The following is a 23,918-nucleotide window of genomic DNA, read 5'->3' as shown; positions in this document are numbered from 1 at the left end:
CTGAACAGAATGCGTTCTTGTTTTCCGTGCGCCCCCATTTCGGGTCCGGGAGCGCGCGAAAAGCCGGGATCTCGCATGAGGAACCTGGGAGAAAATTCAGGTTCGCCGCCCTGGAGCCCCGGGATTCCGGGGCCGGACCGGCGGTCAGAACCGGGCGAGCAGCGGCTCGGCCGCGATCTCCAGGCGGTGCTGGACCTGCTCCATGTCGCGATGGCCCTTGAGGGTCTCCAGCAGCTCGAAGATCCAGATGCTGGCCAGCGAGCCCGCCAGTACGTAGTCGGAGCTCTCGCGGTCGGGCTCGGCGGGGGCGCCCCCGTCCTCGGCCGCCCCCGCGGCCGGCGGCTCGGTCACCAGCGGGGTGCCGGTGGCCACCCGCCACAGCAGATCGGTGATGCGCGGCCCGAGGTCGGTCTTGACCTCGGCCATGATGAGCGACCGGACCAGCGCGTCGGCGAGCTCGGGTTCGCGCATGAGCCCGCGCGTCGCGCGCATGAGGACGTCGACGGCGCGCCCCGCGGCGGTCTCGGCGTTCGGCGGCCGGCGGATGATGCTGTTCTCCAGGAGGTCGAGCTCCTCGGTCACCACCGCGACGACCAGGTCCATCTTCGACGGGAAGTAGCGGTAAAGCGTGCCGAGCGCGACGCCGGCGCGTTCGGCGACCGCCCGCATCTGCATGGCCTCGACGCCGCCCCTGAGCGCCAGCGCCGCCGCTGTCTGCACGATCCGCTTGCGGCGCTGATTCTGACTTCGCAAACGCGTCCCGACCGGCGCCTGGACAGCCACGGTGCCACTCCCATCATCGTCGTCCGCGGGCACGTGCGCCCCGCCGCCACCACGTCGTTGCGGCCGGACCGGCCGCGTCGGCCGGGTCCGCGCGTATCCGCGGCGGTCGCGCGGGCGTCGGGCCGACTCACCCAAGAACACGTTATCTAAGCATTCCCCAGGAGGTCAGCGTCCGACAACTGTGGACCATGCCTCATCACCCGGTGTTGCAGCAGTTAACAGAAGGGTTCGGCGCTCTTTCCCGATCTCTTCCAGCATTAATAGAACACGTTATACCTGGATTCACGGTACCCGGGCGCCGCACTATCGCCCGCAATCGTTCCGTAGTACTCCGATCACTGATTGTAGTGAGCCGGCGGTGGTCGGCGCACCGGAGGAACCCCTCCGGGGAGCGCGCGAGAACGCCCGGCCGGAGCCCTCCGGAAACCGGCCCGTCCCAGCGGGGATACACGCTGTTGCGGTCCCGGCTCCGCGGCGGCGACGCCGACCGGCGAAGGGCCGGTACGGGCCCGGCAGCGTCCCGGTTCCATGCGCACCGATAATCTAGAACACGATTCGGTTCGCAAGTGGAGTTCGTGGGAAGGGCACGCGGATGCGGGAGATGCCGCCGGTGGAGGATCTGGGCAGCGGAATGTGGAGCGTTCCGGTTCCCATCCCGGGCAATCCGCTCGGGTACACGCTGGTCTACGTGCTGGAGAGTCCGCGCGGGCCCGTCCTGGTCGACGCGGGGTGGCAGCACGAGGACTCCTGGGAGGCGCTGACCGCCGGGCTGGAGAGCCTGGGAACCAGCGTCGACGACGTCTACGGCGCCGTCATCACGCACTTCCACCCCGACCACTCGGGCCTGGCCGGACGGGTGCGCGAGGCGTCGGGCGCGTGGATCGCCATGCACCACGCCGATGTCGCCGTGCTCCGCTACATCAACGGCCTCGGCGGCACCGACCGGCGCAAGACCGAGCTCGACCAGCTGCGCCGCGCCGGAGCGGGCGCGGAGGAGCTGCGCGCCTACGAGAAGCTGGACCCGCGGATGGACCCGCCCGCCCTGCCCGACCGCGAACTCTCCGACGGCGAGCTGGTCGACCTCCCGCAGCGCAAGCTCCGCGTGGTGTGGACGCCCGGGCACTCCCCCGGCCACATCTGCCTGCACCTCGAGGACAGCAACCACCTGTTCACCGGCGACCACGTGCTGCCGGGGATCACCCCGCACATCGGGCTCTACTCGGTGGACGGCTCCGACGGCGACCCGCTGGGCGCGTTCCTGAACTCGCTGGCCCAGGTTCCCGAGATCGGGGCCGCGGAGGCGCTGCCGGCGCACGAGCAGCGGTTCACCGACATCGCCGGGCGCACCGCCGAACTCATCGAGCACCACGAGGACCGGCTCCGCGAGCTGCTGGCCGTGCTGTCCCCCGAACCGCTCTCGCTGTGGGAGCTCACCGCCGCGCTGACCTGGAGCCAGGGCTGGGAAGGCATGCGCACGGTCTCGCGCCGGATGGCCGCCTCCGAGGCCGCGGCGCACCTGCGCGTGCTGGAACGGCGGGGCCTGGCCGACCTGCGCGTCCGCGGCGACGACGTGCTGCGCTGGAGTGCCGGCTCCGGCCCGCGGTGACCACGGGGAGCCCGCCCCGCAGGGACTCCCGGCGGCCGCGGGTGCGGGGTGGGAAAAGCGGAGGAGGGGACGACAAGGAGCCAGGTATTAAACTGGCCGGTAACGTTTGGGGCGTGTGACAAACGAGGTGATCCGTTGACCCTGCTGGATGCGAAGGCGCCACCCGCTCTTCCCCATCCCCGCCCCTCTGTTCTCCCGGTCGCCCCGCCCCCTCGCCCCGCTGCACCGCGGACGAGACCGCGAACGAGGACGTTACGCGGACCGACGCCGGCGCCTTCCGTCCGCCGCACCGCCTTCCCGATGGGTTGAAGTCACATGCCGCAACACGACCGCCCTCTGCGCGTCGCCCTGCTCTCCTACCGCAGCAAACCGCACTGCGGGGGCCAAGGCGTCTACGTCCGCCACCTCTCCCGTGAGCTCGCCGCGCTCGGCCACCACGTGCGCGTGTTCTCCGGCCAGCCCTACCCCGAGCTCGACGAGGGCGTGCTGCTGGAGAAGGTGCCCAGCCTCGATCTCTACAACGACGCCGCCCCCTTCGAAGCGCCCCCGGTGCGCGAGTGGCGGGACTGGATCGACGCCCTGGAGGTCGGGACGATGTGGACGGCCGGCTTCCCCGAACCGCTCACGTTCTCGCTGCGGGCCCTGCGCGAGCTGCGGACCAGGCGCGGCGAGTTCGACGTCGTGCACGACAACCAGACCCTCGGCTACGGGCTGCTCGGCCTGCGCTCGCACGGCTTCCCGCTGGTCACGACGATCCACCACCCCATCACCGTGGACCGGCGCATCGAACTGGAGCAGGCCGAGGGCTGGATGCGCCTGTCCAAGCGCCGCTGGTACGGCTTCGTCGGCATGCAGGGCCGCGTCGCCCGGCGGGTGCGGCCGATCCTGGTGCCCTCGCGCTCCTCGGCCGACGACATCGTCCGCGAGTTCGGCGTGCGGCGGCGCGACATCGACGTCGTCCCGCTCGGCGTGGACACCCGCTTCTTCCACCCCCGCCCCGATGTGGCCCGCGTCCCCGGCAGGATCATCTGCGTCGCCAGCGCCGACAGCCCGCTCAAAGGCGTGTCGACGCTGCTGCGCTCGGCGGCCAAGCTGGCCACCGAGCGCGACGTCTCCCTGACCATCGTCAGCAGGCCCAAGCCCGGCGGCCCCACCGACCAGCTCGTCGACGAGCTCACCCTGCGCGACCGGGTCACCTTCGTCAACGGCGTCGACGACACCGAACTCGCCCGCCTGCTGGCCAGTGCCGAGGTCGCGGTCATCCCGTCCCTCTACGAGGGCTTCTCGCTGCCCGCCGTGGAGGCCATGGCGTGCGGCACGCCGTTGGTCGCCAGCCGCGCCGGTGCACTGCCCGAGGTCGTGGGCGAGGACGGCGGGGCCGGCCGGCTGGTCACCCCCGGCGACCCCGAGGAGCTGGCCGCCGCGGTCGGCGAGCTGTTCGACGACGGGGCCGAGCGCGCCCGGATGAGCGCGGCGGCGTGGCGGCGCGTCCAGGAGCGCTTCACCTGGCGCGCGGTCGCCGAGGCCACCGCGCGCCGCTACGCCGAGACCGTCGAGGCCGCCCGGGCCAGGCCCGGCGGCCGCGGCCCGCGCCGGTGACCGGGCGGCCCGCCCGCCACGGGGACCCGGCCCCCACCTCCCCGGACGCACGGCTCGCCGCACCGCGGCGGGAGCAGCACGACCTCGAAGGAGCCCCCACTGATCACCGTCGACTTCACCCTCTTCCCCGTCGGCCCCGGTAACCGGGTCCTGGACCTCGGCTGCGGCGGCGGCCGGCACGCCTTCGAGGTCTACCGCCGCGGCTGCGACGTGGTGGCCTTCGACCAGAACGAGAACGACCTCGCCGACGTCGCCACCATGTTCGCCGCCATGCGCGCCGAAGGCGAGGCCCCCGCCGAGACCGAGGCCGAGGCGGTCAAAGGCGACGCGCTCGACATGCCGTTCGACGACGGCTCCTTCGACCGGATCATCGCCTCCGAGATCTTCGAGCACGTCCCGCACGACACCGCGGCCATGGCCGAGCTCCACCGGGTGCTCAAGCCCGGCGGGATCGCGGCCGTCACCGTGCCGAGCTGGCTGCCGGAGCGGATCTGCTGGGCGCTGTCGGAGGAGTACCACACCAACGAGGGCGGGCACATCCGCATCTACACCCGCGCCGAGCTGGAGGCCAAGCTCAAGGCGACGGGCTTCGAGATCGGCCCGCACCACCACGCGCACGCCCTGCACGCGCCGTACTGGTGGATCAAGTGCGCGGTGGGCACCGGCAACGACGACCATCCCCTGGCCAAGGCCTACCACCGGCTGCTGGTCTGGGACATCCTCAAGGCCCCCAGGACGACCCGCGTCGCCGAGCGGCTGCTCAACCCGCTGATCGGCAAGAGCGTGGTGGTCTACCTGCGCAAGCCGGACCGGGAGTCCGGCCGGCGGCGCGCGGGGAACGACGGATGAGGCCGCGCGAGCTTCCGGAGCTGCCGGGCGTGCTGAGCGCCGACGACGTCGCCCAGACAGCGTGCCACCTGCTCGCCGTCCAGGAGCGTTCGGGCGCGATCCCGTGGTTCCCCGGCGGCCACCTGGACGCCTGGGACCACGTGGAGTGCGCCATGGCGCTGTCTGCGACCGGGCACACCGAGGCCGCGGTGCGGGCCTACGACTGGCTGGCCGGGGTGCAGGACCCCGACGGGTCATGGCCGGCCAAGCTGCGCCAGGACCGGGTCGTCAACCCGCTGCGGGAGGCCAACCACGCCGCCTACCTCGCGGTGGGGGTCTGGCACCACGTCCTGATCACCGGGGACGAGCGGTTCGCCGAACGGCTGTGGCCGGCGGTGCGCGGCGGCATCGAGTTCGTGCTGGGGCTGCGCACCGAACGCGGGGAGATCCTGTGGGCCCGCGACCGCGACGGCAGTCCGGGGGACCACGCGCTGCTCACCGCCTGCGCCAGCATCCACCAGGCACTGCGCTGCGCCGTGGCGCTGGCCGAGTGGCTCGGGCGGCCCCAGCCGGACTGGGAGCTGGACGCCGCGCGGCTCGGACACCTCGTCGCCGAGCACGAACCGGTCTTCGCCGACCGCGGCCGGTACTCGATGGACTGGTACTACCCGATCCTGGGCGGCGCGGTGCGCGGGGTGCGGGCCGAGGAGCGCATAGCCGAGCGCTGGGACAGCTTCGTCGTCGCCGACCTGGGGATCCGCTGCGTCAGCGACCAGCCGTGGGTGACCGGTGCCGAGACGTCGGAGCTCGTCCTCGCGCTGGCCGCGATGGGCCGCCGCGACCAGGGCGCCCGGCTGCTCGCCGACATCCAGCACCTGCGCGACCCCGACGACGGCGCCTACTGGACCGGGTACCAGTTCGCCGAGGACGTCAACTGGCCGGTGGAGCGCAGCACCTGGACGGCCGCCGCGGTGATCCTGGCGGCCGACGCCCTGTGCGGGGCGACGCCCGGCGCCCGCGTCTTCACCGACGTCCCCGAGGGGAGCGTCGCCGCGGGCGCCGCCTCCTGCGACTGCGCGGCACTGGTGCGCTAGCGGCGGCGCCCCGCGTCATCGGGGGCGTCCCTGCGCGGAGCGGCCGCGCGCGGCCGCTCAGTCAGGTGACATCCATCCGCCGGCGCCCCCTTCGCCCTCGCCGCCCGGATCGCCCGAACCGTCGCCATCGCCGCCGGGATCACCGCCGCCCCCTCCGGGATCGCCGCCGCCCCCCGGATCGCCGGTGCCGCCACCGCCGGTACCCGGATCGCCCGTCCCCGGACCGCCGGTGCCGGGGTCTCCTCCGGTGCCCGGACCGCCGGTGCCGGGGTCGGTCGGGGGCTCCTGGGTCTGCAGGTCGTCCTCTGCGACCGGGGGCTCCTCGGCCGGAGGGTCGGTCTGCGGCGGGGGTTCGGGCTCGGGGGCCCAGTTGTGGCTGGTCCCGTCGTAGGCCGGCTCGGGGAACTGCTCGACCTCCCTGCCCTCCATGGCCTCGGTCATGAACCTGTTCCACAGCGTGGCGGGCAGGCTGCCGCCGGAGAGCTCTCCGTAGCCGGGGACGGTGAACGGCTGGTTGTTGCCGTTGTAGACGCCCACGGCGGTGGAGAGCTGCGGGGTGTAGCCGACGAACCAGGCCGCCACGCTGCTGTCGGTGGTGCCGGTCTTGCCCGCGACCGGGCGCCCGTCGGGCAGCGCGGCCCCCGTTCCGGTGCCGCCCCTGACCACCTGCTGCAGCGCGTAGGTCACGTCGGCGGCGGCGCCCTCGCTGATCGCCCGGTTCTGCTCGACCTCGGGCCGCTCGTTCTCGCCCTCCTGGTTCACGACCTCGCGCACGACGTGCGGCTGGATGTGCACGCCGCTGTTGGCGAAGGTGGCGAACCCGCTGGCCTGATCGACCGGGCTGACGTCGGAGACGCCCAGCGCCAGCGTCGGCGCAAGCGCCTGGGCGTCGGTGATCTTGTCCTTCGGGATGCCGGCCGCGTGCGCGGTCTGCACGACGTTGTCCAGGCCGACCTCCATGGCCAACTGGATGTAGCCGGTGTTGATCGAGCGCTGGGTGGCCTGGACCAGACTCATCGGCCCGTAGCTCGCGCCGCCGGCGTTCTGCACCGTGCTGCCCGCGATCTGCATCGGCGAGCTGCCGTCCACGACCGTGTTCAGGCTGTAGCCCTCGTCCAGCGCGGCCGCCAGCACGTAGGGCTTGAACGCCGAACCGGCCTGCGCCGATCCGTTGAAGGCGCTGTCGTACTGGTTCTCCAGGTAGTTCTTACCGCCGTAGAACGCCACGACCTCGCCGGTCGAGGGGTCGATGGTGGTCAGGCCGGCCTGCACGCCGTCGGGGAGGTCGTCGACGGGGACGGTGGACTCCACCGCCTCCTTGGCGGCGTCCATGAGGTCCTTGTCGAACGTCGTGACGATCTTGTAGCCGCCGCGGTTGATGGCGTCCTCGGTGTAGCCGAGCCGGCCCAGTTCGGCCATCGCCTCCTGGAGCATGTAGCCCTTGTAGCCGCTGAGGTCGACGCCCTGCTGGGGGACCTCCTCCTCGGGCTTGGGGAACTCGTACTCCTCGCGCTCGGCCGACGTGATGCTCTCCATCTCGACCAGGCCGTTGACGACGTACTCCCAGCGGTTCTCCATGCCGGGGGTGGTGTCGCTGTCGGCCTGGCCGAACTTGCTCGGCTGCTGGATCGCCGCGGCGAGGAAGGCCGCTTCGTCCGAGGTCAGCTCGCCGACGTCCTTGTGGTAGTAGGCCTGCGCGGCGGCCTGGATGCCGTAGGCGTTGCGGCCGAAGTAGATGGTGTTGAGGTACTGCTCCAGGATCCATTCCTTGGACTGCGACCGGTCCACCTTCAGGGAGATGATGATCTCCTTGAACTTCCGGCTGATCGTCTGCTCCTGGCTGAGCCCCTCGTAGTAGTTGCGCACCATCTGCTGGGTGATGGTGGAACCGCCCTGGAGCTGCTGGCCGGTGAGCGTGGACCACGCGGCGCGCACCGTGCCGCTGACGGAGACGCCGGGCTCGGTCCAGAATCCCCGGTCCTCGGCCGACAGGATCGCGTTCTGGACCTCCTCGGGGACCTCGTCCAGGCTGACCGGGTCGCGGTCGACGCCGCGCTCGGCGAAGACCGTCTCGCCGTCGGCGTAGTAGAAGGTGGAACCCTGGTCGGTGGCCTGCTCCTGGGTGGCGTCGGGGACCGGGATCGTCGCGTAGGCGACGCCGAAGCCCGCGATGCCGAGTACGGCGATGACGGCGGCGGCGATCAGGCCGCCGCGCCCCAGGCGCCACCACAGGGGTCTCTTCTTCTTCGCCTTCTTCTGCTTCTTGTTCCCGCCGGCCTTGGAAGCCGCGGTCGCGGTCGCCGCGGCGGCCCCCGGCTCATCCCCCGGCACGCCGCCGGAGGCCGCGCCGGAAGCGGAGGGCTCAGGGGCACCGAGCGACGGCGCCGACGGGCCGGCGGCCTCGCCGCTCACCCGATCGTGGTCGGTTCCCCGCTGCTCGGGGTGGCCGTGCCGCTCCGGACGCCCGCTGCCCGCGGCGGCCGCTGAGGCCGCCGCGGCACCGCCGGCGATCCCGGCCGCCGTGCCGGCGCCCGCCGTGGCGGGCCCGGAGTCCGCGGCCCCGTCCCCGGGTCCGCTCCGAGCACCGGTCCCGTCCTGTTCCGGACGCTCATCTTCCGGGCGCCCATCGGAGCGCGCCGCGTCGGTGGCGGTCCCGTCATCGGCGCCGTCGGGGTCGTCGTCGAAGACGGGGGTGAACGCGGCCGTGCCCTCGGGGTCCCATGCGCCGTCGCGCACGGAACCCGCGTCGGCCGGACCGGCGCCCGCGTCGGCCGGCTCGTGCGCCGACCCGAGGCCTTCGCCGGTCCCGTCACCGGTGTCGGCGCCGCTGCCGTCACCGCTGCCGACGCCGGGAGCGGCATCGAGGTCGCCGTCGAAGACCGGACGGAACTCCGCCGTGCCCTCGGGGTCCCAGTCGGATCCGCTGTCGAAGCGCCAGGCGTCCGACTCCGCGCCGTCGGCGCGCGCCGCACCGGCGTCGGCGCCGGGGGCGGTGTCAGGAGCAGAGGCGGTACCGGGGGCGCCGACCGCTGAGGAGGCATCGGCATCGGATTCGGCCTCGGAGTCGCCGTCCGGGGCGGTACCGGACCCCGCCGCTCCGGACGCGGCGGAATCGGCGGCGTCGGCAGCGTCGGCGGAGTCCCCGCTCCCGGATCCGGTCGCGGACGCGTCCCGCGAGCCGGTCCCGGAGGCGTCGGCGGAGTCCCTGATGGTGCCGTCATCTTCGAGTTCGAGGCCGTACTGCTCGGCGAGGCTGCGCGCGACCTTGTCGCGGAAGAAGCTGCCGCTGTCCTTGAACGCGCTCGCGGAGAGGTGGGAGGGGTCCTCGGAGCCGTCCTCGCCGCCGCCGTCGTCGGGGGAGGCCGCGGACGGGTCGACGGAGGAGCCGGAAGAGGGGTCACCGTCGTCGGCGCTGGTGTCGGCGCCTCCGCTGAACCAGTTGAACCCGCCCTCGGCGTCCTCGGGAGCGGAGTCGTCGGCGGCGTCGGCGCGCGCGGGATCCTCGGGAGCGTCGCTCGCGGAGGCCCCGGCCTCGGGTTCCACGGCGTCGTCCGGCGCGTGCGCGCCGTCGTCCCCGGAGTCCGGCTCCGCGGCATCGGTCTCGGCCCGGGGGGCGCCGGCGGGCGGCGCCACGTCCCGGGTCTCGCGCTCGGTCCCGCCTCCGGGCTCGGCCGGGCGCTCGTCGATGCCGTCGTCGGGACGGTCGCTGGGGTCGGGCTGCTTGGAATCCACGTCGCTCGTCGCAGGAAGGTCTCGGGTCTCGGGCGTCTCTGCTTCGGGGCGCGGCTCGGTCCCGCCGTCGCCGTACGTGCTGTCGCTCAGTTGGTCGCCCCCTGAAATCTCGGTCCCCCACCGCGCGGTGCTACATACATATGACGCGAACGTGGGCCGTTCTGGTTCAGCGAAATCGAAGTCGGGTCGGCGCTGCGGGGGATCCGCCAAAACCCTCCGAAACACGATACCCGCACCTGGCGACGCCGCGGTCGGCTCGGCTCGGCGCGGATCCCTGTTCTAACAGGACTCTCAACCCCGGCTAACCCCGGCTCCGGTGGCGGGTGGCGGGGCGGTGATCATAGCGCGCCGCGTCCGCCCCCGCGCCGCAGCACGCGCAGCGACCCTTGGACCCGCGTCTCGGTGAACTCACCGGACTCCAGCGCCCTGCGGTAGATGTTGTACGGCGGGCGGCCGCCGTCGGCGGGGTCCGGGAACACGTCGTGGATGACCAGCGCGCCGCCCGGGGCGACGTGCGGACTCCAGCCCGCGTAGTCGGCCTGGGCGGCCTCCTCGGTGTGGCCGCCGTCGATGAAGAGCATGCCCAGAGGGGTGCTCCACAGCCGGGCGACATCGGCGGATCGCCCGACGACCGCGATCACGTGGCCCTCCAGGTCGGCGGCCGCCATGGTCGAGCGGAACGCCCCGAGGGTGTCGAGCATCCCGGTCTCCGGGTTCACCATGGTGGGATCGTGGTACTCCCAGCCCTCCTGGTGCTCCTCGGAGCCGTGGTGGTGGTCCACGGTGACGACCGTCCCGCCGGTCTGCCGGACGGCCGCGCCCAGGAAGACGGTGGACTTGCCGCAGTAGGTGCCGATCTCCAGGACCGGCCCCAGCGGGGCGTGGGCCAGCGCGGTCTCGTACAGGGCGAGCCCTTCCTCCGAGGGCATGAAGCCCTTCGCGGCCTCGGCCGCGCGCAGCAGTTCGGCGGGCATGGCGGGGGTGGGCGTGGTCACTGCGGGTCGCCTTCTTTCCGTCCTGGTCGGGACGCTTTTCCGTGCGGGTCGTCCGGTGCCGCTCACGATGCGGCACAGGGCACGTTATCCACAGCACCGGGCCGGAGCCGGCACGCGGGTGCCTCGATCGGCTCGGTTGGAGGAAAGGGACCTCCGGGCCCCTCCTCCCCCGCGTCGTGTCCGGGGTCAGCGCTTCGCGTGCCGGATCAGGCGGGCGATCGCCTCGTCCAGGACGGCGTCCTGCTTGCAGAACGCGAAGCGGACCAGGTGGCGCCCCTCCTCCTGGTTGTCGTAGAACACCTGGGCCGGGACGGTGACCACGCCGGCCGTGCGGGGCAGGGCGCGGGCCAGTTCGACGCCGTCGGTGAAACCCAGCGGGCGGATGTCGGCCATCACGAAGTAGGTGCCCTGCGGGCGCAGCACGCCGAAGCCGGCGGTGCGCAGCCCCTCGGCCAGGCGGTCGCGCTTGGCCTGCAGCGCGTCGCGCTGGGCGCGCACCCAGTCCATCTCGTCGCGCAGCGCGTCGGCGATCGCCAGTTGCAGGGCGCCGTTGGCGCTGAACGTGAGGAACTGGTTGACCGTGCGCACCGCGCGCACGAGCGGGCCGGGGCCCGTCACCCAGCCGGTCTTCCAGGCGGTGACCGAGAACGTCTTGCCCACCGAGGAGACCGACAGCGTGCGTTCGCGCATCCCCGGCAGCGAGGCCAGCGGGATGTGCGCGGCGCCGTCGAAGGTCAGGTGCTCGTAGACCTCGTCGGTGATGGCGATGAGGTCGTGCTCCCCGCAGACCGCGGCGATGGTCTCCAGCTCCTCGGCGGTGAACACCGTACCGGTGGGGTTGTGCGGGGAGTTGACGATGATGGCGCGGGTCCGCGGTCCGATCGCGGCCCGCAGCTCATCGGGGTCGAACACGAATCTGCCGTCGGCCCCGGAAGGGCGCAGCGTGACCGGGCGCCGCACGCCGCCGGCCAGCGCGATGACCGCGGCGTAGGAGTCGTACATCGGCTCGAAGAGCACGACCTCGTCGCCGGGCTCCACCACGCCCAGCACGCTCGCCGCGATGCCGGCCGTCGCGCCGACGGTGATGTAGACCTCGGCACCGGGGTCGTAGTCCAGCCCGTGGCGGCTGCGGCGGTCGGCCGCCACCGCCGCCCGCAGTTCGGGGCGCCCGGGGCCGGGCGGGTACTGGTTGACGCCCTGCTCGATCCTGCGCGCCGCCCCCTCCAGCAGCGACCGCGGGCCGTCGGTGTCGGGAAAGCCCTGCCCGAGGTTGACGGCTTCGGTCTCGATGGCCAACTGCGTCATCTCGGCGAAGATCGTCTCGCCGAATCCGCGCATGCGTGCGACAAGCGGTTCATCCACAGCAAGCCAGCATAGGGCGCGCCCGGTCCGCCGGGGCTGCGGCCGGAGGCCCGCTGGACCGAACCGGCCGGGACCGGGCGCATCCGCACGGCCGATGCGGGACCCGGTACTAGGACGCGATCCCCCTGCGGGTCCTGACCTCGGCCAGGACCTCGTGCAGCCGGCTCATCTCCTCGTCGCTGAAGCGCTCGATGAAGCGGAGCATGGCCGCGCCCCGGTCGCCGCTCTCGCTGAGCACCTCGCTCATGACCCGCGCGGTGTGCTCCTCGCGCGACTCCGAAGGCCAGTAGCGCCACGCCCGCCCCGCCTTCTCCCGGTTCAGCATCCCCTTGTGGTACAGGATGTTGGCCACCGTCATGACGGTCGTATAGGCGATGTCGCGGTCGTAGGTCATCGTCTCGCGCACTTCGCGCACGACGAGCGGCTGATCGGCCCTCCAGAGCGCGTCCATGATCGCCGCCTCCAGTTCGCCGAACTCCCTTACCTTCACCCTCCCCCACCTCCGTCCGGCCATGCTAGAAGCGAAGGCCGGGGCCGTGCGGTGAAACGCGACCGGCCGAACAGATACGCACCTGCCGCCGGACGAAACCGCCCGTTTCACCACCCGCACCGCCGCCGGAGCGGCGGTTTCGGTAGGTGCGGCGTCGTTTCCGTGGCCTCTACGGCGACCGGGCCGCGGCGCCGGGAGGCCCCGGAGGGGCTACATCAGCCCCTGGAGGTGGACCTGCGCCTGCTCGGCCAGGTTGCGCGGGATGACGTAGGGGCTCTCGGCGTTGATGTCGGGCCAGTTGTCGTGGATGTCCTCGGCGCCGGCGTCGGGGATCACGACACCGGGCCCCTCCGCGACGAACACCCGGGCGACGCGGCCGCCGCCCACGGAGTAGACCTCCCCGGTCGTCGTGCAGTCCTCGTGCGCGAGCCAGACCACCAGGGGCGTCACCTGCTCCGGGCGCAGCCTCGTCGCCGCCTCGGCCGGGAAGGCGTCCTCGGTCATCCGGGTGTAGGCGACCGGCGCGATGGCGTTGGCGGTGATGTCGTACTTGGCGCCCTCGATGGACAGCGACTTGGTCAGCCCGACGACGCCCATCTTGGCCGCCGAGTAGTTGCTCTGCCCGAAGTTGCCGAACAGCCCGGACGGCGACGTGGTGTTGATGATGCGGCCGTAGCCGTGCTCGCGCAGGTGGCTGAACGCCGCCCGGGAGACCAGGAAGGAGCCGCGCAGGTGCATGTTGACCACGTCGTCCCACTCGGCGACCGTGATGTTCTTGAACGACTTGTCGCGCAGGATGCCGGCGTTGTTGACGACGACGTCGACCCGGCCGAACACGTCGAGCGCCTCCTCCACCAGCGACTGCGCGCCCTCCTCGGTCGCGATGTCGCCGGTGTGGGCCAGGGCTGAACCGCCCTTGCCGCGGATCTGCTCGACGACCTCCGCTGCCGCGCCACCGGTCTCGGCTGCGCCGTCGGCCTCGTTGACGACGACCTTGGCACCGCGCGCTGCGAGTCCGAGGGCGTGCGCCCGGCCCAGCCCCTGCCCGGCACCGGTGACGATGGCCACTCGCCCGTCGAACCGCAGTTCAGTCATTTCTCCTCCTCGCTTGCAGCCGTGTTCGCCGCGCCCGTGGAGCGGAGGCTCGGCGACCTTGAATCTAACTACCCGATTCCGGCCCGGGTGTGCGACTCGGCGGGGCTCGAAGCCGCTTACCGCGGAAGCCGGATCCCGTCCGGAGGGAGTGGGGGCGGGAGGAGGAAACGCCTTGTTCGCCACCCTCGTACTCCGCGGCGCCGCGTTGGTAGATTCGGTGGTCCCCGCTCAGCCTTGCCTGATCCGGTACCGCAGGTATCCACAACGAGCCGGAGGCCGATCGTGCCGATCCGCGTGATCCAGTGGGCGACGGGCACGGTGGGCGGAGCAGCCCTCCGCGCGCTGATCACCCGACCCGAGTTCGAGCTGGTCGGAGTCTACGTACACGCGCCCGACAAGGTCGGCCGGGACGCCGGCGAGCTCGCAGGGCTCGGCGACGTGGGGGTCCGGGCCACCGGCGACATCGACGAGGTCCTCGCCATGGAGGCCGACTGCGTGGCGCACATGCCGCTCCCCTCGGCCTACTTCTCCGAGGACTCCGACCTGGACGCCCGGACCATCTGCGCCCTGCTGGGCTCGGGCAAGAACGTCGTCACCACAACGGGCTTCACCTACCCGCGCGCCCAGGGCCCGGCGATGGTCGCACGGCTGGAGGCGGCCTGCGCCGAGGGCGGCGTGTCCCTGCACGGCACCGGGGTCAATCCGGGGTTCATGTCGGAGGTGCTGCCGCTCACCGTCACCGGCCTGGGCATGCGCATCGACCACATATTCCTGCGCGAGTGCTCCGACCTGGCCGGCAATCCCTCCCGCGACGTCGTGGTCGGCCTCATGGGGCTGTCGCGGTCCCCGGAGGACTACGAGCGCGCGATCCGGCCGTTCCGCGCCTTCCACGAGCAGATCTACACCGAGAGCATCCACCTGGTGGCCGAAGGGCTGGGCCTGGAGCTGGACGACGTGGAGGCCCGCGACGAGGTGGCGACCGCACCGGCCGCGTTCGAGACCGCGGCGGGGACCCTGGGGGCCGGCACGGTGGCGGCGTCGCGCTGGAACTACCTGGCCACGATCGGCGGACGGCCGATCATCGACGTCGAATGCGTCTACAAGAGCGATGCCGCGCACGTCCGGCCGTGGGGCGATCCGGGCGTGGTGCTGCGGGTGGAGGGGCTGCCGGACTACGTCCTGCGGATCGAGGACTTCTCCCCCGGGCTGATCGGCGCGGCGGCCTACGCGGTCAACGCGATCCCCGCGGTCTGCGCGGCCGCCCCGGGGATCCGCACCTGTCTGGACCTCCCGCTGATCACCGGGAGGGGAACCGTCCGGCTGGCCTAGACGTACTGACCGTGGAGGCTGTGGCCACAGCCTCCCGTTCACCACCGCATGACCCGGGAAGGCCGCCGTCAGCGCGCAGCGCCTGACAACAGCCTCACCAGGTCCGCGAAGGCCAAGCAGGGCCTGAAGACAGTTCCCGTCCTCCATCAGCGATCCAGCCGCGGACGGCACGCGCCTGCGTCCCGCTGGAGGAGTTCGACACGCCCGGGGCGCGGGCCGAACTGGCTGAGAGCGGACGCAAGCGGGTGGCGGTGTTCATGACCGCCGACCGCGTCGTGAGTTGGGACCACGCGAAGCTGTAGTCCGGCGGGGCCTGCGGCTGCGGTCCGCGCGCCGCATCGGCCCGCGCACACCGTGAACGAGGAACGCGCGGCCGGACCTGAGCGGATCCGGCGGAACCCCCGTGGCCCGCCGGACCGCGCCCAGCCGTCCTGCCCGGCCGCGCACACCTGGTGTGACGCTGGAGGCGTGCGTCCGGTTCCGCGAAAATTCGCGCATCCGCGCGGTTGGCGGCGACCGGGGGCGGGCATGGTGGGTGGCGACCGGCTCCCAGGCCCCAGAACGTAACGCCGTGACCAGGGGTTCTTCCATGAAATGCCCTTGGTTTTGTGAATTGTTGTTAGGTATCTCCCAGTCCGGCACCATCCCAGGGTCCCCATCCGAACCCGCAGCCAAGTAGCCTGTTAGGCGAGATTGCCGGCCGGGCGTGTCTGCGAAAGCGGCCGAGTGGAGTCGCCGTACCCGTGCCCGCCCTGCCGTAGTGGCCATCTCTCCATCACATTCACAAGCGAGCTGCGGAAGAGGGCGATCTCCGCCGTGTCGTCTGAGGCGTCTCAACCCCTGACAGATTTCGGCCCGAACGAGTGGTTGGTCGACGAGCTTCACCAGAAGTACCTGAACGACCCCAACTCGGTTGACAAGGCATGGTGGAACTTCTTCGCCGACTACAAGTCCGGCACCACCAAGGCCAACGGAGCCGGCGCTCCGAGTACGGACGCCAAGGCCGGTGAGAGCACTGCCGACAGTGCCGCCGCGGCTTCCGCGAAGCCGGCCGCCAAGTCCGCGAAGGAGTCGGCGCCGGCGCCCGGCTCCACGGCCGCGCCGAAGAGCGAGCCGAAGAAGCCCGCGGCCAAGGCCGCTCCCGAGTCCAAGGACGCGCCGGGTGACGTGGACCCGCTCGCCGTCGCCGAGGAGCGGCTGCGCGGTGCTCCGGCCCGCACCGCGACGAACATGGAGTCGAGCCTCTCCATGCCGACCGCGACGAGCGTGCGCGCGGTCCCGGTGAAGCTGCTCTTCGACAACCGCATCGTCATCAACAACCATCTGCGGCGCGGGCGCGGCGGGAAGGTCTCCTTCACCCACCTCATCGGCTACGCGATGGTCAAGGCGCTGCAGTCGCTCCCGGAGATGAACCACTCCTACACCGAGGTCGACGGCAAGCCGGGCATCGCCCGGCCCGAACACGTCAACTTCGGCCTGGCGATCGACCTGCAGAAGCCCGACGGCAGCCGCCAGTTGGTGGTGCCGAGCATCAAGACCGCCGAGACCCTGGACTTCAAGGGGTTCTGGACGGCCTACGAGGACATCGTCCGCAAGGCGCGCAACAACAAGCTGGGGGTCCCCGACTTCCAGGGCACCACGATCAGCCTCACCAACCCGGGCGGCATCGGCACGGTCCACTCGGTCCCCAGGCTCATGCCGGGGCAGGGCACGATCATCGGCGTCGGCGCCATGGAGTACCCGGCCGAGTTCCAGGGCGCCTCTCCCGAGACCCTGAACAAGCTGGCCGTCAGCAAGGTCATGACGCTGACCTCCACCTACGACCACCGCATCATCCAGGGTGCGCAGTCGGGCGAGTTCCTGCGCCGCATCCACCAGCTCCTGCTGGGCGAGGACGGCTTCTACGACGAGATCTTCGAGTCCCTGCGCATCCCGTACGAGCCGGTGCGGTGGGTGCAGGACATCTCGATCAGCCACAGCAACCAGATCGACAAGGCCAGCCGGGTCCAGGAGCTGATCCACGCCTACCGGGTGCGCGGCCACCTCATGGCCGACACCGACCCGCTGGAGTACAAGCAGCGCCGCCACCCCGACCTCGACGTCCTCGAGCACGGCCTCACCCTGTGGGACCTGGACCGCGAGTTCCCCACCGGCGGCTTCGGCGACAAGCAGGTCATGAAGCTGCGCGACATCCTCGGGGTGCTGCGCAACACCTACTGCCGCACCGTGGGCATCGAGTACATGCACATCCAGAGCCCGGACGAGCGGGCGTGGATCCAGTCCCACGTCGAACACGACCACGACAAGGTCAGCCGCGACGAGCAGCTGCACATCCTGCGCCGGCTCAACAGCGCCGAGGCGTTCGAGACCTTCCTGCAGACCAAGTACGTCGGGCAGAAGCGGTTCTCCCTCGAAGGCGGCGAGTCGCTGATCCCGCTGCTCGACGGCGTCATCGGGCAGGCCGCAAAGGCCGGCCTGGACGAGGTCGTCATGGGCATGGCGCACCGCGGCCGGCTCAACGTCCTCGCCAACATCTGCGGCAAGTCCTACGGCCAGATCTTCGGCGAGTTCGAGGGCAACCTCGACCCGCGCAGCGCGCACGGCTCCGGCGACGTCAAGTACCACCTGGGCACCGAGGGCACCTTCGAGACGCCCGAGGGCGAGAAGATCGCGATCTCGCTCGCGGCCAACCCCAGCCACCTGGAGACGGTCAACCCGATCGCCGAGGGCATCGTCCGCGCCAAGCAGGACCTGCTGAACAAGGGGCCGAACGGCTTCACGGTCCTGCCGCTCCTGATCCACGGCGACGCCGCGTTCGCCGGCCAGGGCGTCGTGGCCGAGACCCTGAACCTGTCGCAGCTGCGCGGGTACCGCACCGGCGGCACCGTGCACGTGATCGTGAACAACCAGGTCGGCTACACCACGCTGCCCGGCGACAGCCGGTCCAGCTTCTACGCCACCGACGTCGCGCGGATGGTGCAGGCGCCGATCTTCCACGTCAACGGCGACGACCCCGAGGCCGTGGTGCGGGTGGCCCAGCTCGCCTTCGACTACCGGCAGACGTTCAACAAGGACGTCGTCATCGACATCATCTGCTACCGGCGCCGGGGCCACAACGAGGGAGACAACCCCTCGTTCACCCAGCCGCTGATGTACGACGTCATCGACGCCAAGCGCTCCACCCGCAAGCTGTACACCGAGGCGCTGATCGGCCGCGGCGACATCTCCGTGGAGGAGGCCGAGCAGAGCCTGCGCGACTACCAGCAGCAGTTGGAGCGGGCGTTCACCGAGACCCGCGAGGCCGACCGGCAGCCGGCGCAGCAGGGCGCGGTCATCAAGCCGGAGGTCTTCGACGAGCGCCGGGTCGACCACTCCTCGGTGGCCACCGCCATCTCGACGGAGAGCATCAAGAAGATCATCGACACCCAGCTCTCCCTGCCCGAGGGTTTCACCCCGCATCCCCGCCTGCAGCCGCAGATCCAGCGGCGGGCGCAGATGATCGCCGACGACGCCATCGACTGGGCCACCGGCGAGATGCTGGCCATGGGTTCCCTGCTGGCCGAGGAGCACCCCGTGCGCCTGGTCGGCCAGGACACCCGGCGCGGCACGTTCGGGCAGCGGCACTCGGTGCTGGTCGACCGCAGCACCGGCGAGGAGTACACCCCGCTGAAGACCTTCGACAAGGGCACGTCGAAGTTCTACGCGCACGACTCCCTGCTGAGCGAGTACGCGGCGCTCGGCTTCGAGTACGGCTACTCCGTTGTGCGGCCCGACGCCCTCGTGGCGTGGGAGGCGCAGTTCGGCGACTTCGTCAACGGCGCGCAGACCGTCATCGACGAGTACATCAGCTCGGGCGAGCAGAAGTGGGGGCAGCGCTCCAGCGTCGTCCTGCTGCTGCCGCACGGCTACGAGGGGCAGGGCCCCGACCACTCCTCCGCGCGCATCGAGCGGTTCCTGCAGCTGTGCGCGCAGGAGAACATGACGGTGGCGCTGCCCTCGACCCCGGCGAGCTACTTCCACCTGCTGCGCTGGCAGGTGAAGTCGTCCTACAAGCGGCCGCTCGTGGTGTTCACCCCCAAGGCGCTGCTGCGGATGAAGGCCGCCGCCTCGGCCGCCGCCGACTTCACCTCGGGCACGTTCCAGCCGATCATCGCCGACAACTCGGGGCTCGACCCCAAGGACGTCCGGCGCGTGGTGCTGTGCTCCGGCAAGGTCTACTACGACCTCGACGCGGCCCGGAAGAAGACCGGCGACACGCACACGGCGATCATCCGGGTCGAGCGCCTGTACCCGCTGCCGATCGATGAGATCCGCCAGCAGCTCGGCTCCTTCCCCAACGCGGGCGAGGTGCTGTGGGTGCAGGAGGAGCCGGCCAACCAGGGGCCGTGGCCGTTCGTCGCGCTGGTCTTCTCCGAGCAGTTGGACCGCCCATTCACCCGGGTGTCGCGCCCCGCGAGCTCCGCGCCGGCGGCCGGTTCGGCCAAGCGGCACGAGGTGGAGCAGCAGGCGCTGGTCAACACGGTGTTCCCGCCGACGGACTAGGTGGGCGAGGGATGTACTACACCGATCGCGGGATCGAGGAACTGGAGAGGCGCCGCGGCGAGGAGGAGGTCTCCCTGGCGTGGGTCGCCGACCAGCTCCGCACGTTCACCGATCTGAACCCGGAGTTCGAGACGTCGATCGACCGGCTGGCCACCTGGCTGGCCCGGTTGGACGATGACGACGAGGAGTGATCCGGGTCCGCTGATCCGAACGCGCTGATCCGAAGGGCCCCGGCCGCCGGCCGGGGCCCTTCGCGCGCTCAGGGGGAACCCTCAAGCATCCCCCAAAAGACCCTCATACCTTGCGACATATCTTGAGTGTCGACGGTTCGCGACATATCGTGTCTCACATAGGGGACACGTCCGAACCGAAAGGGATCGCGATGGCGCGATGGACCATCGACCAGCCGACGACACGCACGCTCGACGGGATCGTCGCCCTGCGCGTGCGGATCATCGGCGGCCACGTCAACGTTCTACCCACCGACGACCCGATGACCTTCGAGGTCTCCGACATCGTCGGGGAGCCCGTCCTCGTCACCCAGGAGGCCGGAATCCTCACGGTCACCTACGAGGACCTCACCCGCAGCGGGCTGATGGAGCGGCTGCGCCAACCGCAGCTCTCCGGCTACCGCAGCATGGGGCGGCGCTCGGCGACGGTCAGCGTGCGGGTGCCGCGCGACTGCCCGGTGGAGGTCACGACCGTCTCCGCGCCGATCGTGGTCGCCGGAATCAGCGCCAAGGCCCAGCTACGCAGCGCCTCCGGTGACATCACGCTGGACGAGCTGGGCGGCGACATCGACGTCAACACCGTCTCCGGCGGCCTGGCCGCACGCGGCCTCACCGGCAGTCTGCACTTCAACAGCGTCAGCGGCCGCCTCGAAGTGGCCGGCGGCCGGTTCTCCGACTTCTCCGCCAAGACCGGCTCGGGCCGGCTGCTCGCCGACGTCGACCTGACCCCCTCCGCCCGCGTCCGGCTGGGCTCGGTCTCCGGCGACGTCGCGCTGCGGCTGCCCGCCGAGACGTCGGCGAAGGTGGACCTGCGCTCGGCCACCGGTTCGCTCGACTCCGCGTTCGGCCTGGACCGCCGGGACCTGCCCGGGCGCAGCCACCTGAGCGGCACGGTCGGCAGCGGGGTGGAGGCGGCCGGCATCACCACGACGACCGTGTCCGGCTCGGTCTCGCTGCTGCGCCGCGAGCCCGACGCGCCGGCCGCGATCCCCAGGGGGGACGAATGAGCACGATCTTCGGCCACGGCAGACTCCGGCTGTACCTGCTGAAACTGCTGGACGAGAGCCCGCGGCACGGATACGAGATCATCAGCCTGCTGCGCGACCGCTTCCTCGGCGTCTACTCCCCCTCGCCGGGCACCATCTACCCGCGCCTGGCGCGGCTGGAGGAGGAGGGGCTGGTCAGCCACGAGGAGGTCAACGGCCGCAAGGTCTACCGCCTCACCGACAAGGGGCGCGAGGAGCTGCGCAGCCGCGGCGGCGACCTGGACGACCTGGAGCGCGAGATCACCGATTCGGTGCGCGACGTGGCCCGGGCGGTCAAGCAGGACGTCCGGGACACGATCGGCTCGCTGCGCGAGGAGCTGAAGTTCGCCGCGGGCGACACCCGCCGGCAGTCCAAGGCCGGCCCGAAGGGCGCCGGGGACGTCTGGGGCGAGGCGAGCACAGAGGACTCCGCCGACTCGGAGGAGGCCCGGCGCGAGCGGGAGCACGCGGGCTCCGGGCGCACGGGCGGTTCCTGGTGGGAGCGCGACTGGGAGAAGGTCGCCCACGGCTTCAGTGCGTGGGGCTCCTCCTGGTCCCGGCACGGCAGGGGCGAGGAGCGGACCGGACCCGACGTCGAACGGGCCCTGCGCGACTTCTCCGGGCGCGTGCGCGCGGTGGTCCGCGAGGCCGGGCAGGTGGGCGAGTCGGCAGCGACCGACCTGCGCCGGATCCTGGACGAGACCGTCGAGGCGATCCGCCGCGACGCCAGGACGTGGGGGCCGCCGGGGTCGGAGGAGGCCCCGGGCGGACGGTCCGGGGATGCCGCGAGCGGGACGGGCACCCGCGACGGGGGCGGCGAGAGCGCGAAGGACACCGGCGCCGAGTCGGCGAAACCGGAGAGGACGCCGGAGGAGTCCGCGGCCGGCGGCACCGGCCACGGCCCGTTCGCCCAGCCACCGGCCGGCACAGACACCGGCGATCCCTGGGACTCGGCCATTCGCGAGGACCGGGAGCGCAGGGAGCACGGGGACGGCCCCGGATCCACGGCCTGACCGATGCAGCAGCGGAGGCGCCGCCCACGGGCGGCGCCTCCTCGATTCAGCGCCTCCCACACCGATTTCGAGGCACACTCGGACCATGGCGACCATGCCGCTTTCGGAGGCGCGCAACCGCCTGGCCGAGTTGATCGATCATGCCAGGCGCACACATGAGCGCGTGGCCACCACCCGACGCGCCGACCTCACACCGTGAGGACGATCTTGCCGAACAGGTCTCCCTGGTCCATCGCCGCGAAGCCCTCCTTCGCCCGCGTCAGCGGGAGCGTGCGGTCGATCTCCGGGTGCACGCCGGTCCGGGCGCAGAACTCGGCCACGCGCCCGAGCTGGTCGCGGGTGCCCATCGTGGAGCCGACCACGGACAACTGCAGGAAGAACACCCGCGTCAGCTCGGCCGACGGGGCGTTGCCGCTGGTGGCGCCGCAGACGACGATGCGGCCGCCCGGACGCAGCGACTTCACCGAGTGCGCCCAGGTGGCCTGGCCCACGCTCTCGAAGACGACGTCGACCTTCTCCGGCAGGCGGGCGCCGGTCTCCACCGCCGCGTGCGCGCCGAGTTCCACGGCCCTGGCCCGCTTGGCCTCGCTGCGGCTGGTCGCGTAGACGCGGAACCCCGCAGCCGCGGCCATCCGGATCAGCGCGCTGGCGACACCGCCGCCCGCGCCCTGCACCAGGACCGTCGCGCCCGGCTGGACCCCGGCCTTCTCGAACAGCATCCGGTAGGCGGTCAGCCACGCGGTGGGCAGGCACGCCGCCTCCTCGAAGGAGAGCGCCTCGGGCTTGGGGACCAGGTTGCGCCGGGGGACGGCGACCTTCTCGGCGAACGTGCCGTCGTGGACCTCCGACAGCAGCGAGCGGCGCGGGTCGAGCGTCTCGTCGCCGCCTCCGGCGTCGGGGTCGCCGATCACGGCGTGCACGATGACGGGGTTGCCGTCCTCGTCGAACCCTGCTGCGTCGCAGCCCAGCACCATCGGCAGCCGGTCCTCGGCGAGGCCGACGCCGCGCAGGCTCCACAGGTCGTGGTGGTTGAGCGCGGCCGCCTTGACGGTGACCGTGGTCCAGCCGTCCGGAACCGTCGGTTCGGGGCGCTCGCCGGCCTCCAGGCCGTTCAGCGGATTGTCCTTGTCGATGCCCACGGCAGTGATAGCGAACATGGCTCCGACACTAACGAGCCGCCGCGCCCGCGGGCACGGCAGGTCATGCGGTGTCCTGCGATTCCGGCCGCGCCGCGCCGCGGTGGTCGATCACACAGAACTCGTTGCCCTCGGGGTCGCCCATCACCGCGACCCGGTGCCCGCTCTCGGTGAACGGCTCGCCCTGCTGCACCGCCCCGAGCCGCACCAGCCGCGCGACCTCGGCGTTCATGTCGTCCACGACCAGGTCGAGGTGCATCCGGTTCTTGCCGTTCCCGGGCTCGGGCACGTCCTGCAGCAGCAGGTCGGGGTGGACCCCGCCGGGGTCGCGCAGCGCGAGGTAGGGCGGGTCGGGCTCCCCGCGCTCGAACCCGAGCGCCGCGGACCAGAACGCCGCCAGCCGCGAAACGTCATTGGTGTCCAGTACGACCACCAGTCGCATGGCGCATCCCTCTCTTCCGGTCGTCGGCACCGGGCGGCGCCGGTCGTCAGGTGGACGGCAGATCGAACCACACCGTTCGTCCCCCGTTCACGGCGCACGTACCCCAGTCGGCCGCGAGCATCTCGACCAGCGCCATGCCGCGCCCGTACTCGGTATCGGGGGTGGACGCGCGGACCGCGGGCTCGCAGACCGGCCCGTCGTGCCGCACCCCCTGGTCGCGCACCTCGATCCGGATTCCGCCGGAGCACCGGCGCACCTCCACGACGACGGTCCCACCGGCCTCGCCGCTGCGCGTGTGCCGGATCGCGTTCGTCGCGACCTCGCTGACCAGGAGCAGCGCGGTTTCGATCAGTTCCTTCGCCGCGGCGGAGGCCGGCGTGCGGCCGCCCGGGGGCACACGCAGCGTCTCCTCGACGAACCCGCGGACGTCGCGCACAGACCGCTCGACACCGGGGAACTCGTGCCGCGCCACGGCCGCGGCCGCACGCGCCGGGGCCGCGTTCCCGCGATCGGCCGCCGGGGACGCCTGAGGGGGTCCGGTGATCGAAGGACCGCCCGAATAGTGCGTGATCATCCTGCCACCCTCAGTCATGACACTCGTCGTCAGAAGGCCCCCA

19 protein-coding genes are annotated in these 23,918 nt (G+C 71.8%); 10 read left to right on the top strand and 9 right to left on the bottom strand.

Annotated elements, in window-relative coordinates:
• Positions 1–144: 144 nt before the first annotated feature.
• Positions 145–783: a TetR family transcriptional regulator gene (locus HDA32_RS04615; RefSeq protein ID WP_179642008.1), complete on the bottom strand. Its 639-nt coding sequence runs from the start codon at positions 781–783 to the stop codon at positions 145–147.
• A 592-nt stretch (positions 784–1,375) separates the two neighbouring features.
• Here HDA32_RS04615 and HDA32_RS04610 point away from each other — a divergent pair.
• The 4 genes from HDA32_RS04610 to HDA32_RS04595 all read left to right on the top strand — a co-directional run bounded on the left by HDA32_RS04610 (position 1,376) and on the right by HDA32_RS04595 (position 5,910).
• Complete coding sequence (locus HDA32_RS04610) at positions 1,376–2,389, top strand: MBL fold metallo-hydrolase (protein ID WP_179642007.1); 1,014 nt, start codon at positions 1,376–1,378, stop codon at positions 2,387–2,389.
• A 315-nt stretch (positions 2,390–2,704) separates the two neighbouring features.
• Positions 2,705–3,988 carry a glycosyltransferase family 4 protein gene (locus tag HDA32_RS04605; protein WP_179642006.1) on the top strand — a complete coding sequence of 428 codons (1,284 nt, stop codon included), beginning with the start codon at positions 2,705–2,707 and terminating at the stop codon, positions 3,986–3,988.
• Positions 3,989–4,087: 99 nt separating this feature from the next.
• On the top strand, positions 4,088–4,837 hold the full coding sequence (locus tag HDA32_RS04600; protein ID WP_179646470.1) for a class I SAM-dependent methyltransferase: 750 nt from the start codon (positions 4,088–4,090) through the stop codon (positions 4,835–4,837).
• Positions 4,834–5,910, top strand: a complete 1,077-nt coding sequence (locus HDA32_RS04595) for a prenyltransferase (protein WP_179642005.1) — start codon at positions 4,834–4,836, stop codon at positions 5,908–5,910. The genes HDA32_RS04600 and HDA32_RS04595 overlap by 4 nt, the downstream gene beginning before the upstream one ends.
• Positions 5,911–5,967: 57 nt before the next feature.
• Here HDA32_RS04595 and HDA32_RS04590 read toward each other — a convergent pair whose 3' ends face one another.
• The 5 genes from HDA32_RS04590 to HDA32_RS04570 form a co-directional block, all read right to left on the bottom strand.
• Complete coding sequence (locus HDA32_RS04590) at positions 5,968–9,642, bottom strand: transglycosylase domain-containing protein (protein ID WP_312863042.1); 3,675 nt, start codon at positions 9,640–9,642, stop codon at positions 5,968–5,970.
• Between the two features lie 338 nt (positions 9,643–9,980).
• Complete coding sequence (locus HDA32_RS04585) at positions 9,981–10,637, bottom strand: class I SAM-dependent methyltransferase (protein WP_312863041.1); 657 nt, start codon at positions 10,635–10,637, stop codon at positions 9,981–9,983.
• 186 nt (positions 10,638–10,823) lie between these two features.
• The gene (locus tag HDA32_RS04580) at positions 10,824–11,999 is read right to left on the bottom strand and encodes a pyridoxal phosphate-dependent aminotransferase (RefSeq protein ID WP_179642004.1); all 1,176 of its coding nucleotides are present in this window, start codon (positions 11,997–11,999) and stop codon (positions 10,824–10,826) included.
• A 109-nt stretch (positions 12,000–12,108) separates the two neighbouring features.
• Positions 12,109–12,513 (bottom strand): BlaI/MecI/CopY family transcriptional regulator, encoded by a 405-nt coding sequence (locus tag HDA32_RS04575; protein ID WP_179642003.1) that lies wholly within the window; start codon positions 12,511–12,513, stop codon positions 12,109–12,111.
• A 186-nt stretch (positions 12,514–12,699) separates the two neighbouring features.
• Positions 12,700–13,584 (bottom strand): SDR family NAD(P)-dependent oxidoreductase, encoded by an 885-nt coding sequence (locus HDA32_RS04570; RefSeq protein ID WP_179642002.1) that lies wholly within the window; start codon positions 13,582–13,584, stop codon positions 12,700–12,702.
• A gap of 282 nt (positions 13,585–13,866) precedes the next feature.
• Between HDA32_RS04570 and HDA32_RS04565 the strand changes: the two genes are divergently transcribed.
• The 6 genes from HDA32_RS04565 (at position 13,867) to HDA32_RS04540 (ending at position 21,922) form a co-directional block, all read left to right on the top strand.
• Entirely contained in the window at positions 13,867–14,913 is a 1,047-nt protein-coding gene (locus HDA32_RS04565; RefSeq protein ID WP_312863040.1) for an NAD(P)H-dependent amine dehydrogenase family protein, read from the top strand.
• 816 nt (positions 14,914–15,729) lie between these two features.
• Positions 15,730–19,455: a multifunctional oxoglutarate decarboxylase/oxoglutarate dehydrogenase thiamine pyrophosphate-binding subunit/dihydrolipoyllysine-residue succinyltransferase subunit gene (locus HDA32_RS04560; RefSeq protein ID WP_179642001.1), complete on the top strand. Its 3,726-nt coding sequence runs from the start codon at positions 15,730–15,732 to the stop codon at positions 19,453–19,455.
• 11 nt (positions 19,456–19,466) lie between these two features.
• Positions 19,467–19,646, top strand: a complete 180-nt coding sequence (locus HDA32_RS04555; RefSeq protein WP_179642000.1) for a DUF6104 family protein — start codon at positions 19,467–19,469, stop codon at positions 19,644–19,646.
• A 191-nt stretch (positions 19,647–19,837) separates the two neighbouring features.
• Positions 19,838–20,692, top strand: coding sequence for a DUF4097 family beta strand repeat-containing protein (locus HDA32_RS04550; RefSeq protein ID WP_179641999.1), 855 nt, complete (start codon positions 19,838–19,840; stop codon positions 20,690–20,692).
• Positions 20,689–21,723, top strand: coding sequence for a PadR family transcriptional regulator (locus tag HDA32_RS04545; RefSeq protein WP_179641998.1), 1,035 nt, complete (start codon positions 20,689–20,691; stop codon positions 21,721–21,723). The genes HDA32_RS04550 and HDA32_RS04545 overlap by 4 nt, the downstream gene beginning before the upstream one ends.
• An 85-nt stretch (positions 21,724–21,808) precedes the next feature.
• Positions 21,809–21,922, top strand: a complete 114-nt coding sequence (locus HDA32_RS04540; RefSeq protein WP_179641997.1) for a type II toxin-antitoxin system prevent-host-death family antitoxin — start codon at positions 21,809–21,811, stop codon at positions 21,920–21,922.
• On the opposite strand, the gene HDA32_RS04535 is transcribed toward HDA32_RS04540, so the two are convergent.
• Genes HDA32_RS04535 through HDA32_RS04525 form a run of 3 tightly spaced genes read right to left on the bottom strand, consistent with a single transcriptional unit; the run spans position 21,912 to position 23,875 of the window.
• Positions 21,912–22,880 carry a zinc-binding dehydrogenase gene (locus tag HDA32_RS04535; protein WP_179641996.1) on the bottom strand — a complete coding sequence of 323 codons (969 nt, stop codon included), beginning with the start codon at positions 22,878–22,880 and terminating at the stop codon, positions 21,912–21,914. The two genes, HDA32_RS04540 and HDA32_RS04535, sit on opposite strands and share 11 nt — an antisense overlap.
• Positions 22,881–22,923: 43 nt before the next feature.
• Entirely contained in the window at positions 22,924–23,301 is a 378-nt protein-coding gene (locus HDA32_RS04530) for a VOC family protein (RefSeq protein WP_179641994.1), read from the bottom strand.
• A gap of 46 nt (positions 23,302–23,347) precedes the next feature.
• Positions 23,348–23,875: an ATP-binding protein gene (locus HDA32_RS04525; protein WP_218882333.1), complete on the bottom strand. Its 528-nt coding sequence runs from the start codon at positions 23,873–23,875 to the stop codon at positions 23,348–23,350.
• Positions 23,876–23,918: the final 43 nt, after the last annotated feature.

The sequence above is a fragment of the Spinactinospora alkalitolerans genome, from assembly GCF_013408795.1.
Lineage (GTDB): Bacteria > Actinomycetota > Actinomycetes > Streptosporangiales > Streptosporangiaceae > Spinactinospora > Spinactinospora alkalitolerans.
Note: the sequence above shows the minus strand (reverse complement) of the source record. Positions and strands in the feature narration are given on the sequence as shown.